This window comes from Roseateles albus, assembly GCF_028595345.1.
Taxonomy (GTDB): domain Bacteria; phylum Pseudomonadota; class Gammaproteobacteria; order Burkholderiales; family Burkholderiaceae_C; genus Paucibacter_A; species Paucibacter_A albus.
The window spans coordinates 21,027-45,949 of sequence record NZ_JAQQXT010000017.1 but is presented as its reverse complement, the minus strand read 5'-3'; the positions used below and the strand labels follow the sequence as shown (position 1 = coordinate 45,949).

The window sequence follows — 24,923 nt, the reverse complement described above, 5'->3', positions numbered from 1 at the left end:
TAACGCCAGCTCGCCATGGAATACTCGCCGCGTCGGCCTTTGTCGACCGGCCTCACAAATCAACTTTAGATAGGAGATCAAGCCATGAAACTCAGCGCTTCCATCTGTTTGGTTCTGCTTGCAGCCTTGGCCGGCTGCAGTTCCACGCAATACATCATGAGCACCAAAGAAGGCCGCATGATCGTCAGCCACGGCAAGCCCGACTTGGATGAGAAAGCCGGCAGCTACGAGTACCGCGATGCCGATGGCAAGCGCGTCACCATCATGAAGTCCGACGTCGTCCAGATCATGGAACGCTGACACCCGCCGCAAAAGCTAGTCATTGAGGGCGGCATGGCCGCCCTTATCATTTGCGCCAATGAAAACACGACTCCTGCTCCTTCAACTTGGCGCCCAATATGGCTTGGACGAACAAGCCGCGCTTCAGCTACAGCGCGCGGCAGGCCTGACCGAGCAGCCGCGCAACTTGAGCGCACAGCTGCTGCGCGGTACGGCCTTGTTGGCGGCAGGCTTGGCCGGCTTAGGGCTTTTGATGTGGGTGGCGGCCAACTGGGCCGAGCTGGGGCGTGCCGGGCGTTTTGCTCTCTTGCAAACTCTGCTGCTCGGCAGCGCGCTAGGTGCGGCGCTGTGGCCCAAGGCCCGCGCCGCCTTGGCCTTGTTATGCCTGCTGAGCTTGGGCGGTTTGCTTGCCTTTTTCGGCCAAACCTACCAAACCGGCGCCGACCCTTGGCAGCTGTTTGCGCTCTGGGCCGCCTTGGGCCTGCCGCTGTGCTTGGGCGCGCGCTCCGATGTTTTGTGGACGCCATGGGCTGCGATCACGACAACAGCGATTGCGCTATGGCTGGACACCCATTTAGGTGGGCGCTGGAGCGCGCTGCCGGCTGGCCAAGACGCAGATATCGTGGTGCACGCGCTGGCTTTTGGCGCAATCAGCCTGATGCTGATTCTGCTCGGGCCGCTGTGCCGCCGCCAGACCGGCGCTGGTCTGCTCACGCTGCGTGTGGCGATGGGACTGGCCACCGCCTTAGGCACCGCAGTGGCTCTGAATGGTTTACTGCGTACAGAGGTGATGCCGCAGTATTGGATCGGCCTGATCCTGGGGCTGCTGGCTGCCGCACTGGTCGCCCGCCGTGCTCAAGGCTTTGACATGGCTCAGCTGAGCATAGTGGCCTTAGGGCTGAACACGCTGCTGGTGTTCGGTGCTGCACATTGGCTGAGCCTGGGCCATGGCTCGCTCGGCGACGATCCGCTGCGGCTTCTGCTGCTCGGGGCGTTTGCGGCGCTGCTGCTGGCGGCCAGCGTCAGCGGCCTGATGCGGCTCGCACGTCACCACGCCGGCGCGGCGGGAGCGGCCCAATGAACACAGCAGCATTGACGTCGGCGCAAGTGTTGCAGCGCGCGATCACAGCGGGTTTGTTACCCAGTTCAGCAGAGTTGCCTGCCACTGAGGAACGCCCCTGGTCACTGGTGCTGCTGACGGCGCTGGGCGCCTGGTTGGCGGCGGTACCACTGCTGATTTGCATCTACTTGCTGCTGGGGCCGGCGTTGACAGAAGGGAGCGGCGCCTATCTCGTCGGCGCCCTGCTGATGGTGGCGGCGAGCATCATCTTGCGCGCCAGGAAGGCGACCTTGTTCGTCGAGCAATTGGCCCTGCCGCTGCTGCTGAGCGGCGCGCTGACCTTGAGCCTGGGTCTGTACCGTGATTTGCACGAATCAGTCGCTTCGGCCCTGCTGCTGATGGTCTGCTTCGGGCTGGCCCTGGCCATTGACAAAGCTTGGCTGCGCGTGTTGCTGGGAGCGGCTGCCGGACTGTTTTTCTGCATCATGCTGATTCCAACGGGATTGAGCCAGCGCAAGGGGCTCGGGGTGTACTGGCTGATCCTGCATGCGGGTTTGGCGATGGGGCTGGCCGCGCTGCTCTTGCAGCAGGCCCGGCTGCTGCACGGCAGGCATGCGGCCAAGGCGGCGCTGCTGGAGGCAGTTGCCACCGGTTGGCTCTTGATGCTGGTGCTCGGCCTCGCAGTCTTGGGCAGTTTCGCCGCTCTGGAACAGGGCTTTTTCGGCCCCGAGTTGGAGATGCCCGCCAGCTTGCGATGGGCCTACCAGGCTGGCGCAGTCGCATTCGCGCTGGGTGGCTTTGCACTGGCCGCGCGAGCTTGGCCGGATCTGCGCCGCCCAATCCCTGTTGCCGTCGCGCTGGTGCTGGCCGGCCTTTGCATCTGGCTGCCTTGCCTGGGCGGCCTCTTGATGCTACTGGCCTGGAGCAGTTCCAACCGGCGCTGGGAATTGGCCACGGCCAGCGCGAGCGCTGCAGTCTGGGTGCTGGGGGCGTCTTACTATCAACTCAGCTGGAGTTTGAGCAGCAAGGCGGCGGTGCTGGTGGGCGCAGCCGGCTTGCTGGCACTGATCGCCGGGCTCGCGGCTCGGGGTCAAAGCACGGAGGCAAGCACCGTCAGCGCCAACTCGCAAGCCCGGCGGATGCCCGGCGCCGCCTGGCTCTTGAGCGCGGGCTTGCTGGGCCTGGCCGTCGTCAACACCGGCATCTGGCAAAAGCAGCGCCTGATCAGCGAGGGTCGACCGCTCTTTGTAGCGCTGGCACCCGTTGATCCGCGCTCACTGATGCAGGGCGACTTTATGCGCCTGAATTACGATTTAGGTTCCGACATCAATGCGGCCCAGTTGTACCGGCTTGGCACTGCGCGGCCCCAAGTGGTGCTGAAGCTTGACGCGCGCGGCGTCGCGCGCGTACAGCGCTTGCATGAGCCGGGTGCTGCGGGCAGGGCTCTGGCCCCAGATGAGCAATTGATGGAATTGAGCCCCAAGAATGGCAGCTGGACGCTGGTCAGCGATGCCTGGTTCTTCCGCGAAGGTGATGGCGCGCGCTGGCAAGCGGCCAAATACGGCGAATTCAGGGTCCGCCCCGATGGCCAAGCCTTGCTGGTCGGACTGGCCGACGCCAAGCTCCAGCGCATCGCGCCTTAAATGGGGTCAGGTTCAGTTTTTTGCCATTGTTGCCGATGACAATCCTTTGAAGTAGCGAACAGGCGCGAGCACCGGACCTTTTTTGATGCTGAAGAAAATCTCCGTACAACAAGTCCGCATCGGCATGTTTGTCCAGTCACTGGAAGGGTCTTGGCTGGCCCATCCCTTTTGGAAGACCAAGTTTCTGCTGCAAGAGCCAGCAGACTTGGATGCCTTGCTGAGCAGCGGTGTGCCCATGCTGGTGATTGATACCGAGCGCGGCTTGGACGTGAGCGACGCAAGGCCGACCGCGCCGCCGGAACAGCAAGTGAGCCCGCCCACCGCCGAACCGGCTGCCGCCGCCAAGCCCAAGTCGGAGGATCAGCGCGCGCCCACCAGCATGGCCGCCGAAATGGCCCGCGCCAATATCCTTGTCAACCGCTCGCGCGAGGCCGTGACCTCGATGTTTGGCGAGGCGCGTTTGGGCAAGGCCCTGGACGCCGATCAATGCCTGCCCATCGTCGAAGAAATCAGCAACTCGGTCTCGCGCAATCCGTCCGCGCTGATCAGCCTGGCGCGCTTGAAGACCAAGGACAACTACACCTATATGCATTCGGTGGCGGTCTGCGCCTTGATGGTCTCCCTGGCCAAACAGCTCGGCCTCAGTGACGAGCAGACCCGCGAGGCCGGCCTGGCCGGCCTGCTGCATGACATTGGCAAGATGGCCATGCCGATGGATGTGTTGAACAAACCAGGCAAGCTGACCGACGCCGAATTCAACGTCATTCGCTCCCACCCGGTGCGCGGCTACCAAATGCTCAAAGAAGGCGCCTCGGTGCCGACTGGCGCCTTGGATGTCTGCCTGCACCACCATGAAAAAATGGACGGCACTGGCTACCCGAAAAAGCTCAAGGGCGAGCAGATCAGCCTCTTGGCCCGCATGGGCGCGGTTTGCGATGTCTATGACGCGATCACCTCGACCCGCCCCTATAAATCGGCCTGGGACCCGGCCGGCTCGATTCAGCGCATGGCGCAATGGGCGGGTGATCATTTCGACCCGGTCGTGTTCAAGGCCTTTGTGAAAAGCGTCGGCATCTACCCTGTTGGCAGTCTGGTCAAGCTGGAGTCGGGGCGGCTGGCGGTCGTCTCCGAGCTGAATGCGGCGAGCCTTGCCGCGCCGGTGGTGCGGGTGTTCTATTCGACCCGCTCCAGCATGCCGATTCCAGTTCTGACCCTGGACCTCTCGCACCCCAGCACGCGCGACAAGGTCCTCAGCCGCGAAACCCCCTCGGACTGGGGCTTCAGCTATTTGGACGATATCTGGCAGCAGCCCGGCGGCGCTTAAAGCACCCCCTTAAATGGGGTCAGGTTCATTTAATTGCCAGCCATATTGCCAACACCGCGTCAAACTGACGTTTACGTAAACGTCAATCAAGCCCTAGAATCGCAGGAGTTTTGCTGCTACAAACCGGCAAGCCTGATGACATTAGCTGCTGCCGCTGGAGACCCGCCATGACCGATTTGTCCGCCGAATACAAGGCCCTCGCCAACTATCGCCCGTCCAACAAGGTGCGTTTTGTGACGGCCGCCAGCCTGTTTGACGGCCATGACGCCGCCATCAACATCATGCGGCGCATCTTGCAAGGCATGGGTGTCGAGGTGATCCACCTGGGCCACAACCGCTCGGTCGACGAGGTCGTCACCGCAGCACTGCAAGAAGACGCGCAAGGCATCGCCATCAGCAGCTACCAGGGCGGCCATGTCGAGTACTTCAAATACATGGTCGAGTTGCTGAAGGCTCGCGGCGGCTCGCATATCCAGGTCTTCGGCGGCGGCGGCGGCGTGATCGTGCCGGCCGAGATCCGCGATCTGGCCGAACATGGCGTGCGCATCTTCAGCCCAGAAGACGGCCAACGCATGGGCCTGCAAGGCATGATCGGCGAGATGGTGATGAAGGCCGACCAAGACTTCAGCGTCTATGCCCCCAAGGCCTTGAGCAGCCTGCAAGGCCATGGCGAAGGCGCTTGGCGCTCGCTGGCCCAGTTGATCACCGCTTTAGAGAACGACAAGGCCGACGCGGCGCTGGTCGCCGAGTTGGAAGCCGCCGCCAAGAGCATCAAGGTGCCCGTGCTGGGCATCACCGGCACCGGCGGCGCCGGCAAAAGTAGCCTGACCGATGAGCTGATCCGCCGCCTGCGTCTGGACCAGAACGATGGCCTGCGCGTGGCCGTGATCTCAATCGATCCGTCGCGCCGCAAGAGCGGCGGTGCGCTCTTGGGTGACCGCATCCGCATGAACGCCATTGGCCCATGGAGCCAAGGCCAACGCGTCTTCATGCGCAGCCTCGCCACGCGCGACTTCGGCAGCGAAATCTCCCCTGCCCTGCCCGACGCGATCGCCGCAGCCAAGGTCGCCGGCTTCGACCTGATCATCGTCGAGACCTCAGGCATTGGCCAAGGCGACGCGGCCATCGTGCCGCATGTCGATGTGCCGATGTATGTGATGACGCCCGAGTTCGGCGCCGCCAGCCAACTCGAAAAAATCGACATGCTGGACTTCGCCGAGTTCGTGGCGATCAACAAGTTCGACCGCAAGGGCGCGCTCGACGCGATCCGCGATGTCGCCAAACAAGTGCAGCGCAACAAGGAAGCCTGGACCACGCCGCCGGATCAGATGCCGGTCTTCGGCACGATGGCCAGCCGTTTCAATGATGACGGGGTGACCGCGCTCTACCAAGCCTTGAAGCCGCGCCTGGCGGAGCTCGGCCTGGAGTTGAAAGAAGGCCGTCTGCCACAGGTGAACACCCGCCACAGCACTCACCAGACCCCGGTGGTGCCCGCAGCACGTGTGCGTTATCTGGCCGAGATCACTGACACCGTGCGCGGCTACAAAAAGCGTGCCCGTCAACAAGCGACGCTGGCGCGCGAGATCCAGCAGCTCTGGGGCAGCTCACGCATGCTGCTGGAGTCCAACCCGGACAAGCAAGGCGCCCGCTTGGCCTTGGGCGAGCTGGCCGAAGCGCGTGAAGCGCAAATGGACGCCCCGGCGCGCCAACTGCTCAAGCAATGGCCCGATATGCAGCAAGCTTACGGTGGCGATGAATATGTGGTGAAGATCCGCGACAAGGAGATCCGCACCAACCTCGTCCACACCAGCCTCTCGGGCACCAAGATCCGCAAGGTCGTGTTGCCGGCCTACGAATGCCATGGCGAGCTGCTGAAGTGGTTGTTGCTGGAGAACGTGCCCGGCAGCTTCCCCTACACCGCCGGCGTGTTCGCCTTCAAGCGCGAGGGCGAAGACCCGACCCGCATGTTCGCCGGCGAAGGCGATGCCTTTCGCACCAACCGCCGCTTCAAACTCGTTTCCGAAGGCATGCCAGCCAAGCGCCTGTCCACCGCCTTTGACTCGGTCACGCTCTACGGCGCCGACCCCGCACCGCGCCCCGACATCTACGGCAAGGTCGGTAATTCAGGCGTTAGCATCGCGACCCTGGACGATATGAAGGTGCTCTACGACGGCTTCGATCTGTGCAGCCCGACGACCTCGGTGTCGATGACGATCAACGGCCCGGCGCCAACGATTCTGGCGATGTTCATGAACACCGCGATCGACCAGAACCTCGCCAAGTTCAGGTGCGACAACCACCGCGACCCGACCGCCGACGAAGCCGCCAAGATCAAGGACTGGGTGCTTGCCAATGTGCGCGGCACCGTGCAGGCCGACATACTGAAGGAAGACCAGGGCCAGAACACCTGCATCTTCTCGACCGAGTTCAGCCTGAAGGTGATGGGTGACATCGCCGAGTTTTTCGTGCACCACAATGTGCGCAATTTCTACTCCGTCTCGATCAGCGGTTATCACATCGCCGAGGCCGGCGCGAATCCGATCAGCCAGTTGGCGCTCACACTCTCCAATGGCTTCACCTTCGTCGAAGCCTATCTGGCGCGCGGCATGCACATCGATGATTTCGCGCCGAATCTAAGCTTCTTCTTCAGCAACGGCATGGACCCGGAATACACGGTGCTGGGCCGGGTGGCGCGGCGCATCTGGGCGGTGGCGATGCGTGACAAGTACGGCGCCAACGAGCGCTCGCAAAAGCTGAAGTACCACATCCAGACCTCGGGCCGCAGCCTGCACGCGCAGGAGATCCAGTTCAACGACATCCGCACCACGCTGCAGGCCCTGATCGCCATCTACGACAACTGCAACAGCCTGCACACCAATGCCTTCGATGAGGCCATCACGACGCCGACCGAAGAATCGGTGCGCCGCGCGATGGCGATCCAACTGATCATCAACCGCGAATGGGGCCTGGCCAAGAACGAGAACCCCTCACAAGGCGCTTTCATCATCGAGGAGCTGACCGAGCTGCTGGAAGAAGCGGTGCTGAGCGAGTTCGAGAAGATTGCCGAGCGCGGCGGCGTGCTGGGTGCGATGGAAACCGGCTACCAGCGCAGCAAGATCCAGGAAGAGAGCATGCATTACGAGATGCTCAAGCACACCGGCGAGTACCCCATCATCGGCGTCAACACCTTCCGCAACCCGCATGGCGATCAGGTGATGGAGAGCATCGAGCTGGCGCGCTCGACCGACGAAGAAAAGCAGTCCCAACTGCATCGCTTGCGCGACTTCCACGCCACGCATGCGGCCGACAGCGCCGCTCAGTTGCAGCGTTTGCAGCAAGCCGTCATCGACAACAAGAACGTCTTCGAGGTGCTGATGGACGCGGTGCGGGTTTGCTCGCTGGGCCAGATCACCTCGGCGCTTTTTGAGGTGGGCGGGCAGTATCGGCGCAGCATGTAAGGCCGACTAGGCAGAAGGCATCCTGCTCAGTGCTTACAGCCTAGTGCCCAAGACCTGAGGCCTAGCCCTGGCGCTGCTGCAACAGCCATGCCCGGGGTGCCTGCCCACTCGCTTGGGTGAACGCGCGCGAGAACGAGGCGGCGCTGGCATAACCCAGCGCCTCACCGGCACTCTTGATGGACGAGCCGCCCAGCAGCATCGATCGCGCGAGCGAGACCCGCCACTGCAACAGGTATTCGGCCGGCGTGCGGCCAAGCTGCTGTTTGAACTCGGCTGCGAAGCTGCTGCGCGACATACCCGCCACCAGCGCCATGCTCTGCAGCGACCAAGCCTCGCCCGGCGCCTCATGCAGGGCCGTCAGCGCACGCGCCAGCTTCGGGTTCGCCAGCCCATAGATCAGGCCCGCCGGCATGCCGGCCTGCTCGGGGTGATCGAGCAACCAGCGCAGCAACTGCAGCAACAAGACCTCAAACAAACGGTCGGCCAAGAGGCGCTGACCACAGCGCAAGCGTTCGGTCTCCGCGAACAGCAGCGCCAGCGTCGGCTCGAGCCCGTCCACCGATCGCAAGGGCAAGACCAAAACCGGCGGCAGGGCCACCACCAACGGATGGCGCTCGCCGCCTTCAAAGTCCAGGGTGGCGCACACAAAGTCGGCACCTTCGCTGGGCGCGTTACGGAATTGATGCGCCAGCGGCCGCGGGTAAAACAGCAGCGTGGGTTCGCTCACTTTCACTTTGCGTGGCGCGGCGCTGCCCGGCGGGTGCGTCAGCACCATTTCACCCCGGCGCAGCACATGCATAAAAGCGCGGCCCGGCTGGGCGTCGAAATGCGTCACCCCGCACAAGGCCCCGGCATGGAATAGATGCGCTCGCACCCGAAAGCGATCGAGCAGCGACGACAGACGATCAAGAGGTGGCGCTGAATTGGCAGGCATGAGCGAGCGAGGATCCAAGCAAGCCTTGGACGAATTGGTATGTTGTATGGATTTTAAGCAGCAATTCGCTCTTCAAGCGGACAGAAACTGCTGGTGTGCCGCAAGACACAAACCCCAAGCAACTACACAAGGACACACCATGAACCGCATTCCTCTGATCGACCGCGCCAACACCACTGCCGAGCGCAAAGCCTTGCTCGACGCCGTCCACGGCGCCTTCGGCACGGTGCCGAATATGTTCCGCGCCGTGGCGAATTCGCCGGCCGCCTTGAGCAGCATGTGGAGCGCGTTTGGCGCGCTAGGCGGCAGCGTGATCCCGGCCAAACTCGGCGAGCAAATCGCCGTGGCGGTGGCCGACCGCAATGCCTGCGAGTACTGCCTGGCCGCGCACACCGCGCTGGGTCGCAAGGCCGGCGCCAGCGCCGAGGAGATGCGGCATGCCCAGGCCGGGGAATCCGCTGATCCCAAGACGCAGGAGGCATTGCGCTTCGCGCTCAAGCTCGTCAATGAGCGCGGCCAGGTCGGCGGTGCCGACGTTCAAGCGCTGCGCGCCGTGGGCTTCGGCGACGCGGAGATCACCGAGATCCTCGCCCATGTGGCGCTCAATCTGTTCACCAACTATGTGAACATCGCCTTCGCCGTGCCGGTGGACTTCCCCGCCGTCAAGCTGCGCCGGGCGGCCTGACCCAAGGGCGCGCCCTGTCCCGCCTGACCGGCACAGAGTCGCCATGTCACAGCGCCAGACTGAAGCGCGTTTTGCTCAGCGCCATCGCACCTTGGCGTAGATAAAAGCGCGTGGCGCCTTCGTTCCACAGCGGCGTCTGCCATTGCATGGCCTGGCAGCGCCGCTGCCGAGCAAAGTCCGCCACCGTGTGCAGCAAGCGTGCACCCAGGCCTTGGGCTCGCGCTGCCGGACGCAGGTAGAGGCAGTCCATATGCATAAAAGGCTGGGCCGCCAGGGTTGAAAAATCCAGGGTCGCGCTGGCATAGGCGAGTGCTTGTTCGCCCTGCTGCGCCAGCCAGACATGCAAACGCCCGGCACCAATTGCGATGGCCAAACGCTGGCTGAAGTCTGCATCACGACAAGGAGTCAGGCCCTCATATTCGGCATGCTCGACACAGAGCTGCGCCAGTTCCGCCATGTCTGCGGCCTGGCTAGGCATGACCGAGCGAATCGTCATCACGCCAGATCCGAGCCGGCGGCTCGGCTCAGCAAGCACAAGCGATCAGCGCCGCGCCGCGCAGGCTGCCGGGCTCGCTGCCGGTGGCGACCGGATGACCATCGCGCTTCCAGAAGTCCAGGCCGCCGAGCATTTCCTTGACCTTGAAGCCCAAACTGGCAAGCTTGTAGGCACCCTTGGTGGAGCCGTTGCAGCCTATGCCGTCGCAGTAGCAGATGTAGGTCTTGCTGCGGTCCAGCGTCGTGGTGCTGGCGGCATCCATCAGGCGGTGCGGCAGATTGACGGCACCGGGCACATGACCGGCGGCGTAATGGGCTTCGGCGCGGGTGTCGACGACGACGATGGCATCAACGCCAGCACTCAGGTCTTCGGCCACATCCCAAGCATCAGCGTGATAGTTCAGCTTGGCCAGCATGAAGGCGGCGCTCTCGGCCGGGCTGGGCGCAGGATAGGACAGCAGCACCGACGCGGGTGCAAGGTTTTCATTCGTGCTCATGATGGGGCGTCTCGTGGTGAAAAGGTGTACACAGTGTCTGCCAGCTTGGCCTTAACATTAATACCCATTCAGCACATGCAATAAGACCAATGGACAAGCCCAGACTCTGGTTGCAACGTTTTGAGCGCGAAGCTCAACAAGGCCTGGGCCGGCGCGAGCAACTCTGTGCCAGCTTGCGCCAGACCATGCACACGGGCGAGCTGCGGCAATCCGAGCGGCTGCCGGCCAGCCGAGTGCTTGCGCTGGACTTGGGCCTGTCTCGCGTGACGGTTGAAGCGGCTTACACCCAGTTGGAGGCCGAGGGCTATCTGCGCCGCAGCGTGGGCCAGGGCAGCTTTGTGGCCTTCAAAGGCTTCACGGACAGCAAGCGCAATCAGCCGCACGCTATAGCGACGCCCTTGAGCTTGTCCAAGCGCGGCGAGCGCATCGTCGCGGGCGGCGGCTGCGAGGATCCTCAGCTGCCCCTGCCCTTTGCCGCCGGCAGCCCCGATCTACGAGCCTTCCCGATTCAGCTTTGGCGCAAGTTGCAAGCCCGCCGCTTGAACGGGCCGCAAGGCCACCAGCTCTTGGGCTATGGCGACCCGCAGGGACGCGAGGAACTGCGGGTCGCCATAGCCGACTACCTGCGCCAGTCACGCGGCCTGCGCTGCGATGCCGACCAAGTGCTGGTGCTGACCAGCTCGCAGCAAGCTTTGCAGCTACTGGCCAGCCTGCTGCTGGACGAAGGCGACCGCGTTTGGCTGGAGGAACCCGGCTACCGCGGTGCGGCCACTGCTTTCGCCGCAGCCGGGGCGCAGCTGCAATCGGTGCCGGTGGATCAAGAGGGCATGCAGGCGCCCAGCGAAGGTCCGTCGCCCAAGCTGATTTACCTGACGCCCTCGCACCAATACCCCAGCGGGGTCGCACTCAGTTTGCCGCGGCGCCTGCAGTTGCTGGATCTGGCCAAACGCGAAGGCTGTTGGCTGATTGAAGATGACTACGACAGCGAGTTCCACTATGAGGGACGCCCGATGCCCGCGCTGCAAGGCCTGCAGGCCGAGCAAGACCCGCAGCGGGTGCTCTATCTGGGCACGTTTTCCAAAACCCTGTTTCCGTCCTTGCGCCTGGCCTATATGGTGGTGCCGCGCGAGCTGATTGCGCCGTTGAGACTGGCGCGCAGCGTGCAAGATGGCCACAGCGCGCAATTGACCCAGGCCGTCACTGCCGACTTCATCAAACAAGGCCATTTCGCCGCCCATCTGCGCCTGATGCGCCAGCTCTACCGCCAACGACGGGAGCTGCTTTTAAACGAGCTGCAGTCGAAAGTTGGCAGCTGGCTGCGGCCACAGCCTAGCGCTGGTGGTTTGCAAATTGCCGCCCTGCTGCCACCGGGCGAAGAGCAGCAGCTCACTCAAAGAGCCGCCCGCTTGGGTCTGCTGACGCCAGGATTGAGCGGTCTATACCTTGGGCCCTCGAAACTGGACGGTTGGCTCTTGGGCTTCGCCGCGCTCACGCCGGCAGAAATTCAGGCAGCCGTGAAGCAGCTGGCGAAGATATAGCATGGGCTATACAAACACTGAGGAACTCGCATGTTGGACACCTTGAAGCTTTGGCATCACATCATCGACAGCGCCGACGCGCAGGCGCTCGATGACTTGCTGGCCGATGACGTGATCTTCCATTCGCCCGTGGTGCACAAACCGCAGCAGGGCAAGGCCTTGACCCGCATGTATTTGGCCGGCGCGCTGCAGGTGCTGCTCAAGCCGGGCAAGTTCCGCTACTTGCGAGAGATCGCCGGGCCTCGGGACGCAATGCTGGAATTCATCGCCGAGGTGGACGGGATTGAAATCAATGGCGTCGACATCATCCGTTGGGATGAAGCCGGCCGCATCTGCGACTTCAAGGTCATGATCCGACCGCTCAAGGCGATCAATCTGCTGCACCAGAAGATGGGCGAAATGCTGCAGTCAATGGCGCGCAATTGATGAGTTACGGGAGAGCAGTCGCCCCTTCCAGAGCAAGTCACCCGATTGGCCGGAAAGCGACAATATTTCACACGCGGGCCCACGGACAAAGCGGGCACTGAATTCCCACTCGCCAAGTCTGGGTACTTGATGTAAAACAGGGTCCGGCTCGCAGCAAGATCAAGACAGCCTCCTTGGCCTAGCCATGTTTTTGCTCTAAAGCCCGTCGACCCTGCGCTTTAGGAGAAGACCATCATGACCTGGGCATCGTTCTATTTACCGATTGACGCGCAAATGGCTGCGCAAGAAGAGCCGCACTACCACCATGAATCCGATCAGCCGCAGGCCGGCGGCAGGCAGCGCGAACAAGCGCTGCCAGAGGATGCGCTGCTGATCGATGTGCGCTCCTATGCCGAATACATGGCCGGCCATCTCCCTGATGCGCATTGCCTGCCGCTGCCGCAGATGAGTCATCTGGTCTCTCAGATGGCGCCCGACCATGACGCGCCCATCGTGCTGTATTGCTCTTCGGGCGGCCGCGCTGAGCAAGCATTGGGCTTGCTGCAACGCATGGGCTACACCAATGTGCGCAACGGCGGCGGGGCGATTGCGCTGGGCAAGACGCTGGGCAAGTCGATCGAGCATTGATAGCTTGGCCCGGGTCAGAAGGTCTTGGCCCCATCCACAGCCAGCAAGACAGCGTAAAGCGACGTCGTTGCGCAGATGAACAAGCGATTGCGCTTGGGGCCGCCGAAGACGAGATTGGACACGCGCTCGGGCATCTTGATGCGGCCGATCAGGGTGCCGTCCGGCAAGTGGCAGTGAATGGCGCGGCCGGCACTGGTCCAGATGCGCCCTTCTTCATCGCAGCGAAAGCCGTCATAAAAACCAGTCTCGCAGGTGATGAAGACCTCGCCGCCGCTCAAACTCACGCCATCGGCGCCCACTGCAAAACGACGCATGGTGCCGCAGTCCTGCTCGGTATCAACGATGTAGAGCGTTCGCTCATCGGGCGAAAACGCCAGTCCATTCGGGCCCTTGAAGTCATCCACCACCACGCGCAATTCGCCGGTTAGCGGATCAAGGCGGTAGACGTAGCAACCGGGCTGCTCCTGCTCGGCTTTGATACCTTCGTAGTTGGACGTGATGCCGTAGTTCGGGTCGGTGAACCAGATCGTGCCGTCGGACTTGACGACCACGTCGTTGGGGCTATTCAGACGCTTGCCTTGATAGCGATCAGCCAGCACGGTGAGGCTGCCGTCATGTTCGGTGCGCACGACGCGTCGGCCGCCATGCTCGCAAGTGATCAAGCGACCCTCGCGGTCAACCGTATTGCCATTGCTATAGCCGCTGGGTTGCCGAAACACGCCGACCTGGCCCGTGCATTCGTCAAAACGCAGCATGCGCTCATTCGGGATATCGCTCCAGACCAGCGAGCGCTGCGCCGGAAAGTAGGCCGGCCCTTCGGCCCAGCGGCAGCCGGTGTAGAGCTGCTCGATCTGGGCGCTGCTGCGCACGCAGTCCTCGAAGCGAGGGTCAAGAATTTCGAAGTGGCTTGGGGCAGAGGTGGTGTGTGATGTCGTCATGCAGAAATTGTCGGCAAACAAGGCTGCAGCGGAGCGGCGAATCTTTGAAGCTGCGCGCCGCGAAACTGCGTACTAGGCTGATTCCACTTCAAAATACAGGCATGAAAACCATCAAGAAAACCGTCAAGATACGCCTGCTGACGCCGGCCGATTGCCCAGCGCTGCTGGACTTTGAAACCCGCAATCGCGGCTGGTTCGAGCAGCATGTTGCCCCGCGCGGCGAGGCCTTCTACACCCGAGCAGGTGTAGAGCAACATATCGCCGAGCTGCTGGCAGCTCATGCCCAAGGACGTTGGTTTCCCGCCCTGCTGCTGGACGAGGCCGGCGTCATTGTGGGGCGATCCAATTTGAAAGACGTGGATTCGCTGGCCGGCGTGGCCGAGCTCGGCTACCGAGTGGGGCAAGACCAGGCCGGCGCCGGCGTGGCGACCGCAGCGGTCGTTCAAATGAAGGCCTTGGCGTTGCAAGAACTGGGTCTGCGGCGCCTGATCGCCGTGGTCAGCCCAGCCAATCCAGCCTCCGCCCGGGTGATGGAGAAATGCGGCTTTGTGCGTTTAGACCCGGCCGCGTCGGAAGCGCTGCGAGGCAAAGACCCCGAACTCCTCGCCTATCAATGTGACTTGAATCTAGATTGAAACGACCGGCAGACTGAGGCTGCGCTTGCTGGCCTCCAGCACAAAGGTGGAGCGGAACTTTTTGATATTGCTGTCGTCAAAAAACAAGCGCCGGGTCAACAGCTCGTAGTCGGCCATATCGACCGCCGTCACGATCAGCACAAAGTCGCTCTCGCCGGCCACGTAATAGCATTGCTGCACCTCTGCCTGCTCGGCCATGCGGCGCTTGAAGCCGTCGATCACCGCTTCGCGGCTGGCCTCGGCCAGCGTGACCTCGATCAGCGCCGTCACGCCGCGCCCGAGTGCTCGAGGCTCCAGCACCACCACCTGCGCGACGATCACGCCGTCCTCGCGCAGCTTCTTGATGCGGCGCTGCACGGCGGTCGCCGACAGGCCCACCTCGGCAGCTATCAGCTCCGAGCTGATGCGCGCGTCATCTTGCAGCATCTCGAGGATGCGGCGGTCGAATTTATCCAAACCGGACAAGCTCTAAGCCGCCACCAGCAAGTCGGGCAAGTCGAGCGTCACGCGCAGCCCCTCGCCCGGCCGACTCTCCAGCGACAGCTTGCCCGCCAGACGCTGCACCAGGGTGTAGACGATGTGCAAGCCCAGGCCGCTGCCGCCCGCGCCACGGCGGGTGGTGTAAAAGGGCTCGAGCATATGGGCGCGCACCTCGGCGCTAACGCCTACGCCGTTGTCCTCGAACACATAGCGCAGGTCGCGGCCACGCGTCTCTACCGTCAGGCACAACTCCAGCGCGGGGCGAGCCCCGTGAAGCAGCGCGTTCATCAGCAGATTGGACGTGATCTGCGCCAGCATGCCGGCCGCCATGCGCACGCGCAAGCCCGGCGGTACGCGCAAACTCAGGCTGGCGCCGCATTTGCTGATCTCGGCCTGGTGGGCCGTCGTGACCTTGCGCAGGTAGTCGGCCAGTTCGAACTCGGTCACCACCTCGGAGCTCTGGTCCACCGCCAGGCTTTTGAAATTGCCCATCAACTCCGCCGCGCGCTGCAGATTGCGTTCGACCAATTCCACCGACTGTGAGATCTGCGAGGCCAGCGTCGCCAAGCGGCTGCGCGAGACCTTCTCGGTGGCCAGCATCTCGGTGATCTCGGTCGCAAAACGTTGCAGGCCCGAGGCCGAAGTGACCGCCACCCCGATCGGCGTGTTCACCTCGTGAGCCATGCCGGCCACCAACCCGCCCAAGGCAGCCAGCTTCTCATGCTCGACCAGATGGGCGCGCGCCTCCTCCAGCGCACGTGTACGCAGTGCCACTTTGGCCTCCAGCTCGGCCTCGCGCGCCCGGTGCTGCAGTTCGGCGGCGCAGCGTGCGGCGAAAATCGACAACAGCGACAGCGCCAGCAGCCGCTTGCTTTCCTGCATCTCCTGCACATCCAGGGCAATCAGAATACCCAGGGTCTTGCCATGGGTGCCGACCATCGGCATGCCGATATAGCTGTGCGCGCCCATCTCTACCAACAGGCTATCCTGCGGAAAAGCGGCCTGCACGCCGCAGGCATGGAAGCACATGCTCTGGTCGGCCACGTTCTGACAGGGGGTGCCTTCCAGCGAATAAGTCATATTCGGCGCAAAGTCGCTGCCGGCCCAAACCGCCAAGGTGCGCGAGGCTTCACCGGTCTCGACCGTGCAGACCTCAGCGGCAATCACGTATTGCACCTCGAGCGCCTGCGCCAAGTCGCGCACCAGCACGCGAAAGAACTCCTCGCCTTGCGCACGCGAGGTGCTCAGCGTGATGGAGCGCAAAGCCGCTTCGGCCAAGCTGCGGCCCTCATCGGCGGAAAACAGCGCCGCACTGCGGTCGGCAACATCGACGCTACTCATGGCAGGCTCCTGGCAGTCAAGATATCGCGGTAATTGCGCAAGGCCAACAGGCAGATTCTGTTCAGGACCCGATCGGTCATGTCGGTCTTGTGGCAATACTCATTCACGTCAAACTGGCGCAGCACCTCCTGCTCCGAGAACGCGCCGGCCTGGCCGGTGCGAATGACGATGCGTGTGCTTGGGCTGAGCGACTCGTGGCGTATCCGCGCCACCAAATCCAGACCCGCCGTTTCGGTTTCCATCACCACATCCAGCAACACCACGGCGACATCGTCGCGCTGCCCCAGCAGCGCCTGGGCCTGGCCAGCGCTGCTGGCATGCAAAAAATCGACGCCGCGCCCATCCAACACCAATTCGGCAAGGACCAGCGCGGTCACCTCATGCACACTGGGCTCGTCGTCCACGACCAGCAACACCCAGGACGCACCGGGGACGCATCGATGGGCAACTTCCTCGTCCGCAAAGGCAATCAAATCGTCGTCGTTCACGGCATCCTCTCGCAAGCTCACACATGGTATTGCAAACCCTTGAAACGAGTGGAGGCCAAACGAATAAATTTGAGCCACTCAACGCGCGCCACAAACCCGCTCAATCAGTTGGGGTCGGAGCTTGCCGGGTACGGCAAGGTCCAACCCACAAGGTCTATATATTCACCGGCAGCGCCGTCTCGTATTTGACCTCGCGCAGCACCACATTGCTGCGCACGCTGGCCACGCCCGGCACCTTGAATATCTGGCCCTGCAGGAACAGGTCATAGGCCTTCATATCGGGCACCACCACCTTGATCACGTAATCGGCCTCGCCGGTGATGCCGTGGCATTCGATGATCTCGCGGCTGGCCAGCACCAGGCGCTCGAACTGCTCGACCGCCCCTTCGCTATGCCGCACCAGGCTAACGTTAGCGAGCACGCAGATATTCAGACCCAGCTTTTCGCGGTCCACCAACGCCACATGGCGACGGATCACGCCGCTGTCTTCCAGCTCCTTGATGCGCCGCCAGACCGGTGTGGCTGACAAACCCACCTTGTCGGCCAGCGCCTGCGTGCTCTGCCGGCAATCGTCCTGCAAAGCCGCAAGAATCTCGCGGCTTGCCCGATCAAAACGTTCACTCTCCATTTGCCACCTCTTTGAGTTGAATTCTCTCATTTGAATGCTTGACAGCGGCAATGAGGGCAACAAACACTTGCTGACTTGATGAAAAATCTCGCCAGCCCAACGCCGCCAGGAGAGCCCATGTCCGACATCAAAACCACCGCCCAAGATGGCGCACAAGACGGCGAGCAAGCCCTGCGGGACTACAAGCTCTCGGACAACCTCGCCGCCACCTCCGGCGCGGTCTTTTTGACCGGCACCCAAGCCTTGGTGCGCCTGCTGCTGGCGCAAAAAGCGCAGGACGAAAGCAAAGGCCTGCACACCGCCGGCTTCGTCTCCGGCTACCGCGGCAGCCCGCTGGGCATGGTCGACCAGCAACTCTGGAAGGCCAAAAAGTTCCTCGATGCAGCCAAGGTCAACTTCTTGCCCGCCATCAACGAAGACCTCGCCGCCACCGCCTGCCTGGGCGTGCAGCGCGTCGCCCTCGACCCCAAGCGCACGGCAGACGGTGTGTTCGCCATGTGGTACGGCAAGGGCCCGGGCGTGGACCGCAGCGGCGACGCGCTCAAGCATGGCAATGTCTACGGCACTTCGAAGTTAGGCGGCGTGCTGGTGGTCTGCGGCGATGACCATGGTTGCGTCTCAAGCAGCACCCCGCACCAAAGCGATCTGGCCCTGCAAGCTTGGCATATGCCCATCGTCCACCCGGGCAATGTGGCCGAGTATCTGGAGTTCGGGCTCTACGGCTGGGCGCTGAGCCGCTTCTCCTCGACCTGGGTTGGCTTCAAGGCGATCTCCGAGGTGGTGGAAAGTGGCATGACGGTCGATCTGGACGGCGTGCCGCTGGACTTCGAACTGCCTGTCGACCATGTGCCGCCGGTGGACCTGCATATCCGCGCGGTCGACCTGCCCTCGCTGGAGCTGGAGACAAGGCTTGAGCACAAGCTGAACGCCGTCAAGGCCTTCGCCAAGCTCAATAGCATTGACAAACACATCGTCAGCAGCCCGGCGGCAACTTTAGGCATCGTCACCGTCGGCAAAGCGCATTACGACTTCATGGAGGTCTTGCGCCGTCTGGACCTGGACCCGAACGCTTTGGCTGCCGCCGGTGTGCGCGTCTACAAGGTTGGCCTGGTGTTCCCGCTCGAATCGACCCGCATGAGCGAGTTCGCCCAAGGCCTGACCGATATGCTGGTGATCGAGGAGAAGGCACCCGTCGTCGAGCGCCAGATCAAGGAGCTGCTCTACCACCTGCCCGACGCTCAGCGCCCGCATGTGATCGGCAAGACCGATGAGCATGGCGCGGCGGTGTTGAGCGCCTTGGGCGAGCTGCGGCCCTCGCGCATCATGGCGACGGTCGCCGACTGGCTGGCCCGCTTGAATCCGGCGCTAGACCGGCGCCATCTGGTGGTGGACTTCCTCACGCCCTGCCTGCTCTCCAATGCGGCCGACGGCGTGCGCCGCCAGCCTTACTTCTGCTCGGGCTGCCCGCACAACACCTCGACCAAGCTGCCCGAAGGCTCGCGCGCCTTGGCAGGCATCGGCTGCCATTTCATGGCCAGTTGGATGGAGCGCGGCACCTCGGGCCTGATTCAGATGGGCGCCGAGGGCGTGGACTGGGCGGCGCACAGCCGCTTCACGACCGAAAAGCATGTGTTCCAGAACCTGGGCGACGGCACTTACTACCATTCCGGCTATTTAGCGATCCGCCAGGCGATCGCGGCCAAGACCAATATCACCTACAAGATCCTCTACAACGACGCCGTCGCGATGACCGGCGGCCAGCCGGTGGACGGCCAGACCAGCGTGCCGCAGATCGCGCGCCAAGTCGAGGCCGAGGGCGTCAAGCGCCTGGTCGTGGTGTCCGATGAAATTGGCAAGTACGACGGGCACCACGGCCTGTTCCCGGCCGGCACGACTTTTCACGACCGCAGCGAGCTTGACGCGGTGCAGCGCGAGCTGCGCGAGATTGAAGGCGTGACGATTCTTATCTACGACCAGACCTGCGCGGCCGAGAAGAGGCGTCGCCGCAAGAAGAAGGAGATGATTGATCCGCCCAAGCGCATCTTCATCAACCAGGCGGTTTGCGAAGGTTGCGGCGACTGCGGCCAGGCGTCCAACTGCCTGTCTGTCGTGCCGGTGGAAACCGACTTTGGCCGCAAGCGCCAGATCGAGCAAAGCAGTTGCAACAAAGATTTCTCCTGCGTCAATGGCTTTTGCCCGAGCTTTGTGTCGGTGCACGGCGCGCAGCTGAAAAAGCGCAGCGGCGCCGGCTTCACGCCGCAAGACTTGGCACGTGAAATCGCCGCGATCCAGGCGCCCGCGCCCTGGCAATGGACCGGTCCATTCGACCTGCTGGTGACCGGCGTCGGCGGCACCGGCGTCGTCACCGTCGGCGCCTTGATCAGCATGGCCGCGCATCTGGAACACAAGCAGGCTTCGGTGCTGGACTTCATGGGCTTCGCGCAAAAAGGCGGCTCGGTCTTGAGCTTTGTGCGCGTGGCGCAGACGCAAGACCTGCTCAACCAGGTTCGCATCGATACGCAACAGGCCGATGTGCTCTTGGCCTGCGATATGGTGGTCGGCGCCTCGCCGGACGCTTTGGGCACCGTCAAGCCTGGCCGTACGGTCGTGCTGGCCAACACGCATGAGCTGCCGACCGCAGCCTTTGTGCGCAACCCGGATGCCAGCTTGCAAGGCGAGTCGCTGCTGGCAAAGATGCTGCATGCGGTGGGCGGCGACGCCAGCTTGATGAGCAGCATCGACGCTCAAGCCATCGCTCAAGAGCTAATGGGCGACACCATGCCGGCCAATATCGTCATGCTGGGTGCCTGCTGGCAGCGCGGACTGGTGCCGCTGAGCGAGGCCGCGCTGATTCGAGCGATGGAACTCAACGGTGTGGCGGTCGAAGGCAACAAGACCGCGTTTGCGCTGGGTCGTTTGGCGATCGCGAACCCCGAGGCCTTGCGCCGCTTGGCCGGCAAGTTGGGCCAGGTCATACAAGTCCTCAACTTCGACCGTCTTGACGGTGAAGACGGCCTGCTCGCTCGCCGCGCCAGCCACCTGACGGCCTATCAGGACAGCGCCTATGCGCAGCGCTATATGAGTCTGGTGAACAAGGTCCGCCAAGCCGAGGCCGCCCTGGGTGAAGCCGGCAAGACCGAGCGTTTAGCCAAGGCGGTGGCGCGCTACTACGCCAAGCTGCTGGCGATCAAGGACGAGTACGAGGTCGCGCGCCTGTATACCGACGGCACGTTTGAAGCTGCGATGAAGGCGCAGTTCGACAACTGGGCCTCCCTCTCCTTCCACCTCGCCCCACCCTTGGTTTCCAAGCCCGGCGCCGATGGCCGCGCCAAGAAGATCGAGCTAGGCAGCTGGACCTTCAAGGCCTTCAAGGTCTTGGCCAAGTTCAGGGGCTTGCGAGGCGGTGCGCTGGACATTTTTGGCAAGACCGATGAGCGCCGCATGGAGCGCCGCCTGATCGGTGACTATGAAAGCCTCGTCAATGAGTTGCTGACAGGCTTGAGCGCCGACAAGCTGGAGCTGGCCGTGCAACTGGCCCGCTTGCCCGAGCAGATCCGTGGTTATGGTCATGTCAAACATGCCAATGTGGTCACCGTGCGGGCCAAGCAGCAAGCCTTGCTGGATAGATTCCACGGTCGGGCAGCGCCGGCCACCGAGCAGGTGGTGGCCATGCCGCAGCGCATCAAGAGCGTGGCAGAACTCTGACGCTCCGATCCAGCCGGGCTAAACCCACTTGAGCCAGCGCCGCTTAGGCGCTATGGTGGGCGAGCCATGTCCCATCCGAAGTTCTCAGGTTTCTTTGCGCATGCAGCCCTGCTGCTCTGGCTGGGCATGGGCGCGGCCAGAGCAGCAGGGCCGCCGGTGGACATTTGCGTCGGAAACTTCTCGCCTTACAACAGCCCCGAGCTGCCGCAGGGCGGGCCGGTGATTCAAATTGCTACCGAGGCTTTGCGGCGCTCGGGCTATGAACTCAAGGCCGAATTCATGCCCTGGGCGCGGATCTTGAAGGACGGCAGCGACGGTCGCTGCGGCATCTTGGGTATCTGGCGTAACGCCGAGCGCGAATTGATGTTTGATTTCAGCCAGCCGATCTTGCAGCAAGAGCTAGGCTTCTTTGCGCGCAAGGGCGCTAAGCATCAATTACAAACGGCACAACAGCTGAAGAGCCTCTTGATTGGCGTCGAGCGAGGCAGTTATCTGCCGCCGATCTTGAGCGACAAGAGCCTGCGCTTTGACCCCGTCGGCTCGCTGCAAAAGAACCTGCAAAAGCTAGCCCTTGGCCGCATCGACCTGGCCTTCGGCGCCAAAGAGGCCGGCCTGGCCAGCTTGGAGCGTGAGCCCTCGCTGAAGGCCCAGGTCGAATGGCTGTCACCGGGCCTGGAGCGCAAGGACACCTACCTGGCCTTCGCCAAGACGCACCCGCAGGCCAGCGAACTGATAGCCGCCTTCGACAAGGGCTTGCTCAGCATGAAGGCCGATGGCAGCCTGCAGAGAATCCTCAAGAGTGGCGGGCTCGCCAACACCTTGCCCTGAGATTAAGGCGTCAGCAGCGTGAAGCTGTTATTGCTGAGGTTGTTGTCACCCTTGGCAGTCAGGTCGGCGTTGAACACCATTTTTGCGCTTTGGCCAGGCGCAAAGCTGTAGGGCAGCTTGAACACCAGGCTGCCGTCCTTGGGCACATTGGGCAGGGTCATCTTGGCGACGCTCAAAGCAGTCGGGCAGACAGCTCCGCCGGATGCCGTGCAGGTCATCGCGCCAAGGGTAGGCGCTGTTCCGACCGAAATGCTCGACGCAGTCAGGATCAAATCGACACCTTTGGCTGCATCGGGCCCCTGGTTGCCGACCGTCACCACAAATTCAAAACTGTCGCCCGGGGGCACGGGTGCTGTCGGCCCGGTGACCTGCACACCGACGTCCACGGTGTAGGCCTTCAGACCCACCGCCTGCTTGCTGCTGGAAAGCTGGCCGGCTCCCGTCGAATTGGCTGAAGCCTCGAAATTGACCGTCCCGCTGGTGCCGGACTTGACCGTGCCGAACACATCGAAGCTGAGCGTCGCGCCCGGCAGCAAATTGCTGATCGCCATGCGCGATCCGAGGATCGTCGGGCAGGCGGTGCCCGCATTGTCTGATTTGCAGTTGAGCACCTTCATGTCTTGCAGCAGCGCATCGGCGACGATATTGAAGTCGGTCGTCACCGCCGCACCCTTGCCCACATTGCTCAACTTGAACCTGATCATGGTTTGCGCGGTGCCGGAAGGAATTTCGCCGATCGAGGTCGGGTCTGCCGTCACCATCAAGTCTGGCCCATCCACCGGTGGTGGTGGGACGACCGTGCCGCCACCGTCGCTGCCGCCACCTCCGCCGCCACAGGCGCTCAGCAAGACTGCAGCGGACAGGCTCAGGCCCAACAAGAAGGGGCGAAAACTTGAGTTTTGATTGAGTTGAACGGACGGTGTGAACATGATCTCTCCCTAGAAGCTTATGAAGGCGCTGCAGGCCCGTCTGTTGAACGCAGATCGGAGGGCCTTGCTGCAAAGTGACGCCATTCTAGGAAAAGTGATTTCGAGTGTCTGTGTACGTTTTGTACAGCGCGCCGGCGCGCCCACGATCGGAGCTTGCCGCAACAAACCGAGTCCATGCAGCAATTGGGCTGAGATGACCCAGACTCCAAGCGTTCGGGCTTCGCAACTCAAAGCGAGCTGATTGAGCGCGACAGTGGCGCTAAGGACTCAGACCGTGCCGGCAGCCAGCCTGAGCCGCTGCGGCAGCAAAGCTAGCGCCGCCTCACTCCAAGCGCCCATCAAACAGATCTGCAGCCAGTTGCGTTCATGCAGATAACTGCTCTGCCAGGCAAGCTTGAAGCCGGCTCGCTCCAGACGCTGGCCAACGCGGCCCGCCCGCAAGGAGGGTCCCAGCGCCAAGGTCAAAATGCCCGGCATGGCGTGCGGGCCATCTACCAGCAAACGCCAAGCTTCAACCTCGCCATCGGCGCCCAGCGCAAGCCGCAGCGCCGCGTCGGCCTCGCGCACAGCCTGCCAGCGCGCCGGCCAGTCGATCGCCAGCGCCGCCTCAAGCGCGGCCAATAAATTGGAGCTTTGCGTATAGGGCACACCGTCGGCCTGCGCAAAACCACCCAGATCAATCGCACGAGGCAGGGCCCCGGCGGGCTGCAGATCGCCGTTGTGCATGACGATGGCCAGCCCGGCATAAGAACCCAAGGCCTTGCCGCTGACAGCGCTCGCCAGCCACACGCCGCGCAAGTCCAAGGCCTGCAATCCAAACGCGCTGACCGCATCCACGCACAAGCGCGCACCGAAGCGCGCGCAGGCCTCGCGCAACATGTCAAGCGGGTTGAGCATGCCGGTGGAGGTCTCGCTCAGCACCACCCAAACCCAATCGGGCCGCTGCTCGGCCAGCGCTTGCTCCAGCGCCGCTGCGCTGAGCGCCTGACCCCATGGCAGACGCATCAGCTGGTGTGGCAGGCGCCAGCGCTGCGCATGGTCGGCCAGCCGCTCACCGAACTCGCCATTGCTGATCACCAGCCCGCGCCCACCGAGCAGGGACAGCTGGCCCGCCACCGCATCATTGGCCAAGGTGCCGGTGCCCGGGAACACCAAGGCGCCCTCGCAGTGACCCAGCTCACATAAACGCTGCCGCACCCGCGCCAAACGCTGCAAATGGACGGCGCCGCGGTGCGAGAGTGCCGGCGCCGCCAAGGCCTGCGCGACGGCCGGGGCGATCGCCACCGGGCCCGGCAAAAAGCTTGCATGCTGGCCATCAGACAAGAACTCCAGATGGCCGGATTTAGCCGCATAGTCGGGCAGCCGCATCAGCATCGGCTGATACGGCGCATCGGCACTGCCCACCAGCGGGCCAAAGGCCTGAAAGCCGAGATGCGCGTACAGCTTGGTCTGGCGCAGCGTGCCCGAGATCAGGGCCAGATCGCAGCCCTGGGCACGGAAGTAACGGGCCAAAACACCGGCAAGCCGAGCAAACACCCCATGCTTGCGAAACGCCGGTGCCACCGCCAACAAGCGAATCTCCACCGCCTTCCGATGCCGCGGCAAATGCTGCTGCAGATCGCCGAGCTTGCCGTCAAGCGAGAACGGGCGCTCGCAGCGGCCCGCGATCATGCCGACCAGCTCCCCCTGGTGCAGGCAGATCGCATAAGTGTTCTGCGCATGGAAGCGGTCCACCAGGCGCTGCTCGGGGTTGCTCTGATGCTGCGGGATTTCATCAACGAAGGTGCGGTAGTTCAGGCCATGAATGGCCTCGAACTCCTGCGCCTGATCGGCAATCTTGAAGCTGAGTGGTCCAAGCTGCCTTGTCTCCAAGCTCATGGGCATTCCTGTCCTTTTGTGCAGCGCACGGTCTACGGCGGTGACGCACTGTAGACCTGCCGCGGCACAAGAACAGAATGATCTGACCAAGTAGCGTAAACCGCTAC

22 protein-coding genes are annotated in these 24,923 nt (G+C 63.0%); 12 read left to right on the top strand and 10 right to left on the bottom strand.

Annotation, left to right across the window (positions count from 1 at the left end):
• The first annotated feature begins 84 nt into the window (after window positions 1–84).
• The 5 genes from PRZ03_RS21205 (at window position 85) to icmF (ending at window position 7,764) form a co-directional block, all read left to right on the top strand.
• The gene (locus PRZ03_RS21205; protein WP_273602142.1) at window positions 85–300 is read left to right on the top strand and encodes a YgdI/YgdR family lipoprotein; all 216 of its coding nucleotides are present in this window, start codon (window positions 85–87) and stop codon (window positions 298–300) included.
• Window positions 301–358: 58 nt separating this feature from the next.
• Entirely contained in the window at window positions 359–1,360 is a 1,002-nt protein-coding gene (locus PRZ03_RS21200; protein WP_273602141.1) for a DUF2157 domain-containing protein, read from the top strand.
• On the top strand, window positions 1,357–2,982 hold the full coding sequence (locus PRZ03_RS21195; protein WP_273602140.1) for a GDYXXLXY domain-containing protein: 1,626 nt from the start codon (window positions 1,357–1,359) through the stop codon (window positions 2,980–2,982). The genes PRZ03_RS21200 and PRZ03_RS21195 overlap by 4 nt, the downstream gene beginning before the upstream one ends.
• 85 nt (window positions 2,983–3,067) lie before the next feature.
• A complete protein-coding gene (locus PRZ03_RS21190; RefSeq protein WP_273602139.1) occupies window positions 3,068–4,306 on the top strand; it encodes an HD-GYP domain-containing protein in 1,239 nt (412 codons plus the stop codon).
• A gap of 167 nt (window positions 4,307–4,473) precedes the next feature.
• Window positions 4,474–7,764 (top strand): fused isobutyryl-CoA mutase/GTPase IcmF, encoded by a 3,291-nt coding sequence (gene icmF, locus PRZ03_RS21185; protein ID WP_273602138.1) that lies wholly within the window; start codon window positions 4,474–4,476, stop codon window positions 7,762–7,764.
• Window positions 7,765–7,825: 61 nt separating this feature from the next.
• Here the strand turns inward: icmF and PRZ03_RS21180 are convergent, their stop codons facing one another.
• Window positions 7,826–8,698, bottom strand: a complete 873-nt coding sequence (locus tag PRZ03_RS21180; RefSeq protein WP_273602137.1) for an AraC family transcriptional regulator — start codon at window positions 8,696–8,698, stop codon at window positions 7,826–7,828.
• Window positions 8,699–8,837: 139 nt separating this feature from the next.
• On the opposite strand from PRZ03_RS21180, the gene PRZ03_RS21175 reads away from it, so the two are divergent.
• Complete coding sequence (locus tag PRZ03_RS21175; RefSeq protein WP_273602136.1) at window positions 8,838–9,383, top strand: carboxymuconolactone decarboxylase family protein; 546 nt, start codon at window positions 8,838–8,840, stop codon at window positions 9,381–9,383.
• A 46-nt stretch (window positions 9,384–9,429) separates the two neighbouring features.
• Here the strand turns inward: PRZ03_RS21175 and PRZ03_RS21170 are convergent, their stop codons facing one another.
• Complete coding sequence (locus PRZ03_RS21170) at window positions 9,430–9,879, bottom strand: GNAT family N-acetyltransferase (protein WP_273602135.1); 450 nt, start codon at window positions 9,877–9,879, stop codon at window positions 9,430–9,432.
• 28 nt (window positions 9,880–9,907) lie between these two features.
• On the bottom strand, window positions 9,908–10,375 hold the full coding sequence (locus tag PRZ03_RS21165) for a rhodanese-like domain-containing protein (RefSeq protein ID WP_273602134.1): 468 nt from the start codon (window positions 10,373–10,375) through the stop codon (window positions 9,908–9,910).
• Between the two features lie 89 nt (window positions 10,376–10,464).
• Here PRZ03_RS21165 and pdxR point away from each other — a divergent pair, with 89 nt between their 5' ends.
• The 3 genes from pdxR (at window position 10,465) to PRZ03_RS21150 (ending at window position 12,966) form a co-directional block, all read left to right on the top strand.
• Entirely contained in the window at window positions 10,465–11,913 is a 1,449-nt protein-coding gene (pdxR, locus tag PRZ03_RS21160) for a MocR-like pyridoxine biosynthesis transcription factor PdxR (RefSeq protein WP_273602133.1), read from the top strand.
• Window positions 11,914–11,943: 30 nt separating this feature from the next.
• On the top strand, window positions 11,944–12,339 hold the full coding sequence (locus tag PRZ03_RS21155; RefSeq protein ID WP_273602132.1) for a nuclear transport factor 2 family protein: 396 nt from the start codon (window positions 11,944–11,946) through the stop codon (window positions 12,337–12,339).
• A gap of 234 nt (window positions 12,340–12,573) precedes the next feature.
• On the top strand, window positions 12,574–12,966 hold the full coding sequence (locus PRZ03_RS21150; protein ID WP_273602131.1) for a rhodanese-like domain-containing protein: 393 nt from the start codon (window positions 12,574–12,576) through the stop codon (window positions 12,964–12,966).
• 14 nt (window positions 12,967–12,980) lie between these two features.
• Here PRZ03_RS21150 and PRZ03_RS21145 read toward each other — a convergent pair whose 3' ends face one another.
• Window positions 12,981–13,904, bottom strand: coding sequence for an SMP-30/gluconolactonase/LRE family protein (locus PRZ03_RS21145; RefSeq protein ID WP_273602130.1), 924 nt, complete (start codon window positions 13,902–13,904; stop codon window positions 12,981–12,983).
• Window positions 13,905–14,005: 101 nt separating this feature from the next.
• On the opposite strand from PRZ03_RS21145, the gene PRZ03_RS21140 reads away from it, so the two are divergent.
• Window positions 14,006–14,539, top strand: coding sequence for a GNAT family N-acetyltransferase (locus PRZ03_RS21140; protein ID WP_273602129.1), 534 nt, complete (start codon window positions 14,006–14,008; stop codon window positions 14,537–14,539).
• Here the strand turns inward: PRZ03_RS21140 and PRZ03_RS21135 are convergent.
• The 4 genes from PRZ03_RS21135 to PRZ03_RS21120 all read right to left on the bottom strand — a co-directional run bounded on the left by PRZ03_RS21135 (window position 14,531) and on the right by PRZ03_RS21120 (window position 17,476).
• A complete protein-coding gene (locus PRZ03_RS21135; protein WP_273602128.1) occupies window positions 14,531–14,995 on the bottom strand; it encodes an Lrp/AsnC family transcriptional regulator in 465 nt (154 codons plus the stop codon). The two genes, PRZ03_RS21140 and PRZ03_RS21135, sit on opposite strands and share 9 nt — an antisense overlap.
• A 12-nt stretch (window positions 14,996–15,007) precedes the next feature.
• Complete coding sequence (locus PRZ03_RS21130; protein WP_273602127.1) at window positions 15,008–16,360, bottom strand: GAF domain-containing sensor histidine kinase; 1,353 nt, start codon at window positions 16,358–16,360, stop codon at window positions 15,008–15,010.
• Window positions 16,357–16,848: a response regulator gene (locus PRZ03_RS21125; RefSeq protein WP_273602126.1), complete on the bottom strand. Its 492-nt coding sequence runs from the start codon at window positions 16,846–16,848 to the stop codon at window positions 16,357–16,359. Before PRZ03_RS21125 ends, PRZ03_RS21130 begins: the two co-directional genes overlap by 4 nt.
• A gap of 154 nt (window positions 16,849–17,002) precedes the next feature.
• On the bottom strand, window positions 17,003–17,476 hold the full coding sequence (locus tag PRZ03_RS21120) for an Lrp/AsnC family transcriptional regulator (RefSeq protein ID WP_273602125.1): 474 nt from the start codon (window positions 17,474–17,476) through the stop codon (window positions 17,003–17,005).
• A gap of 117 nt (window positions 17,477–17,593) precedes the next feature.
• Here PRZ03_RS21120 and PRZ03_RS21115 point away from each other — a divergent pair, with 117 nt between their 5' ends.
• Both PRZ03_RS21115 and PRZ03_RS21110 read left to right on the top strand, forming a co-directional pair.
• On the top strand, window positions 17,594–21,181 hold the full coding sequence (locus PRZ03_RS21115; RefSeq protein WP_273602124.1) for an indolepyruvate ferredoxin oxidoreductase family protein: 3,588 nt from the start codon (window positions 17,594–17,596) through the stop codon (window positions 21,179–21,181).
• 66 nt (window positions 21,182–21,247) lie between these two features.
• The gene (locus PRZ03_RS21110) at window positions 21,248–22,009 is read left to right on the top strand and encodes a substrate-binding periplasmic protein (protein WP_273602123.1); all 762 of its coding nucleotides are present in this window, start codon (window positions 21,248–21,250) and stop codon (window positions 22,007–22,009) included.
• A gap of 2 nt (window positions 22,010–22,011) precedes the next feature.
• Here PRZ03_RS21110 and PRZ03_RS21105 read toward each other — a convergent pair whose 3' ends face one another.
• Both PRZ03_RS21105 and PRZ03_RS21100 read right to left on the bottom strand, forming a co-directional pair.
• Entirely contained in the window at window positions 22,012–22,938 is a 927-nt protein-coding gene (locus PRZ03_RS21105) for a hypothetical protein (RefSeq protein ID WP_273602122.1), read from the bottom strand.
• A gap of 267 nt (window positions 22,939–23,205) precedes the next feature.
• Window positions 23,206–24,816: a GNAT family N-acetyltransferase gene (locus PRZ03_RS21100; protein ID WP_273602121.1), complete on the bottom strand. Its 1,611-nt coding sequence runs from the start codon at window positions 24,814–24,816 to the stop codon at window positions 23,206–23,208.
• Window positions 24,817–24,923 lie beyond the last annotated feature (107 nt).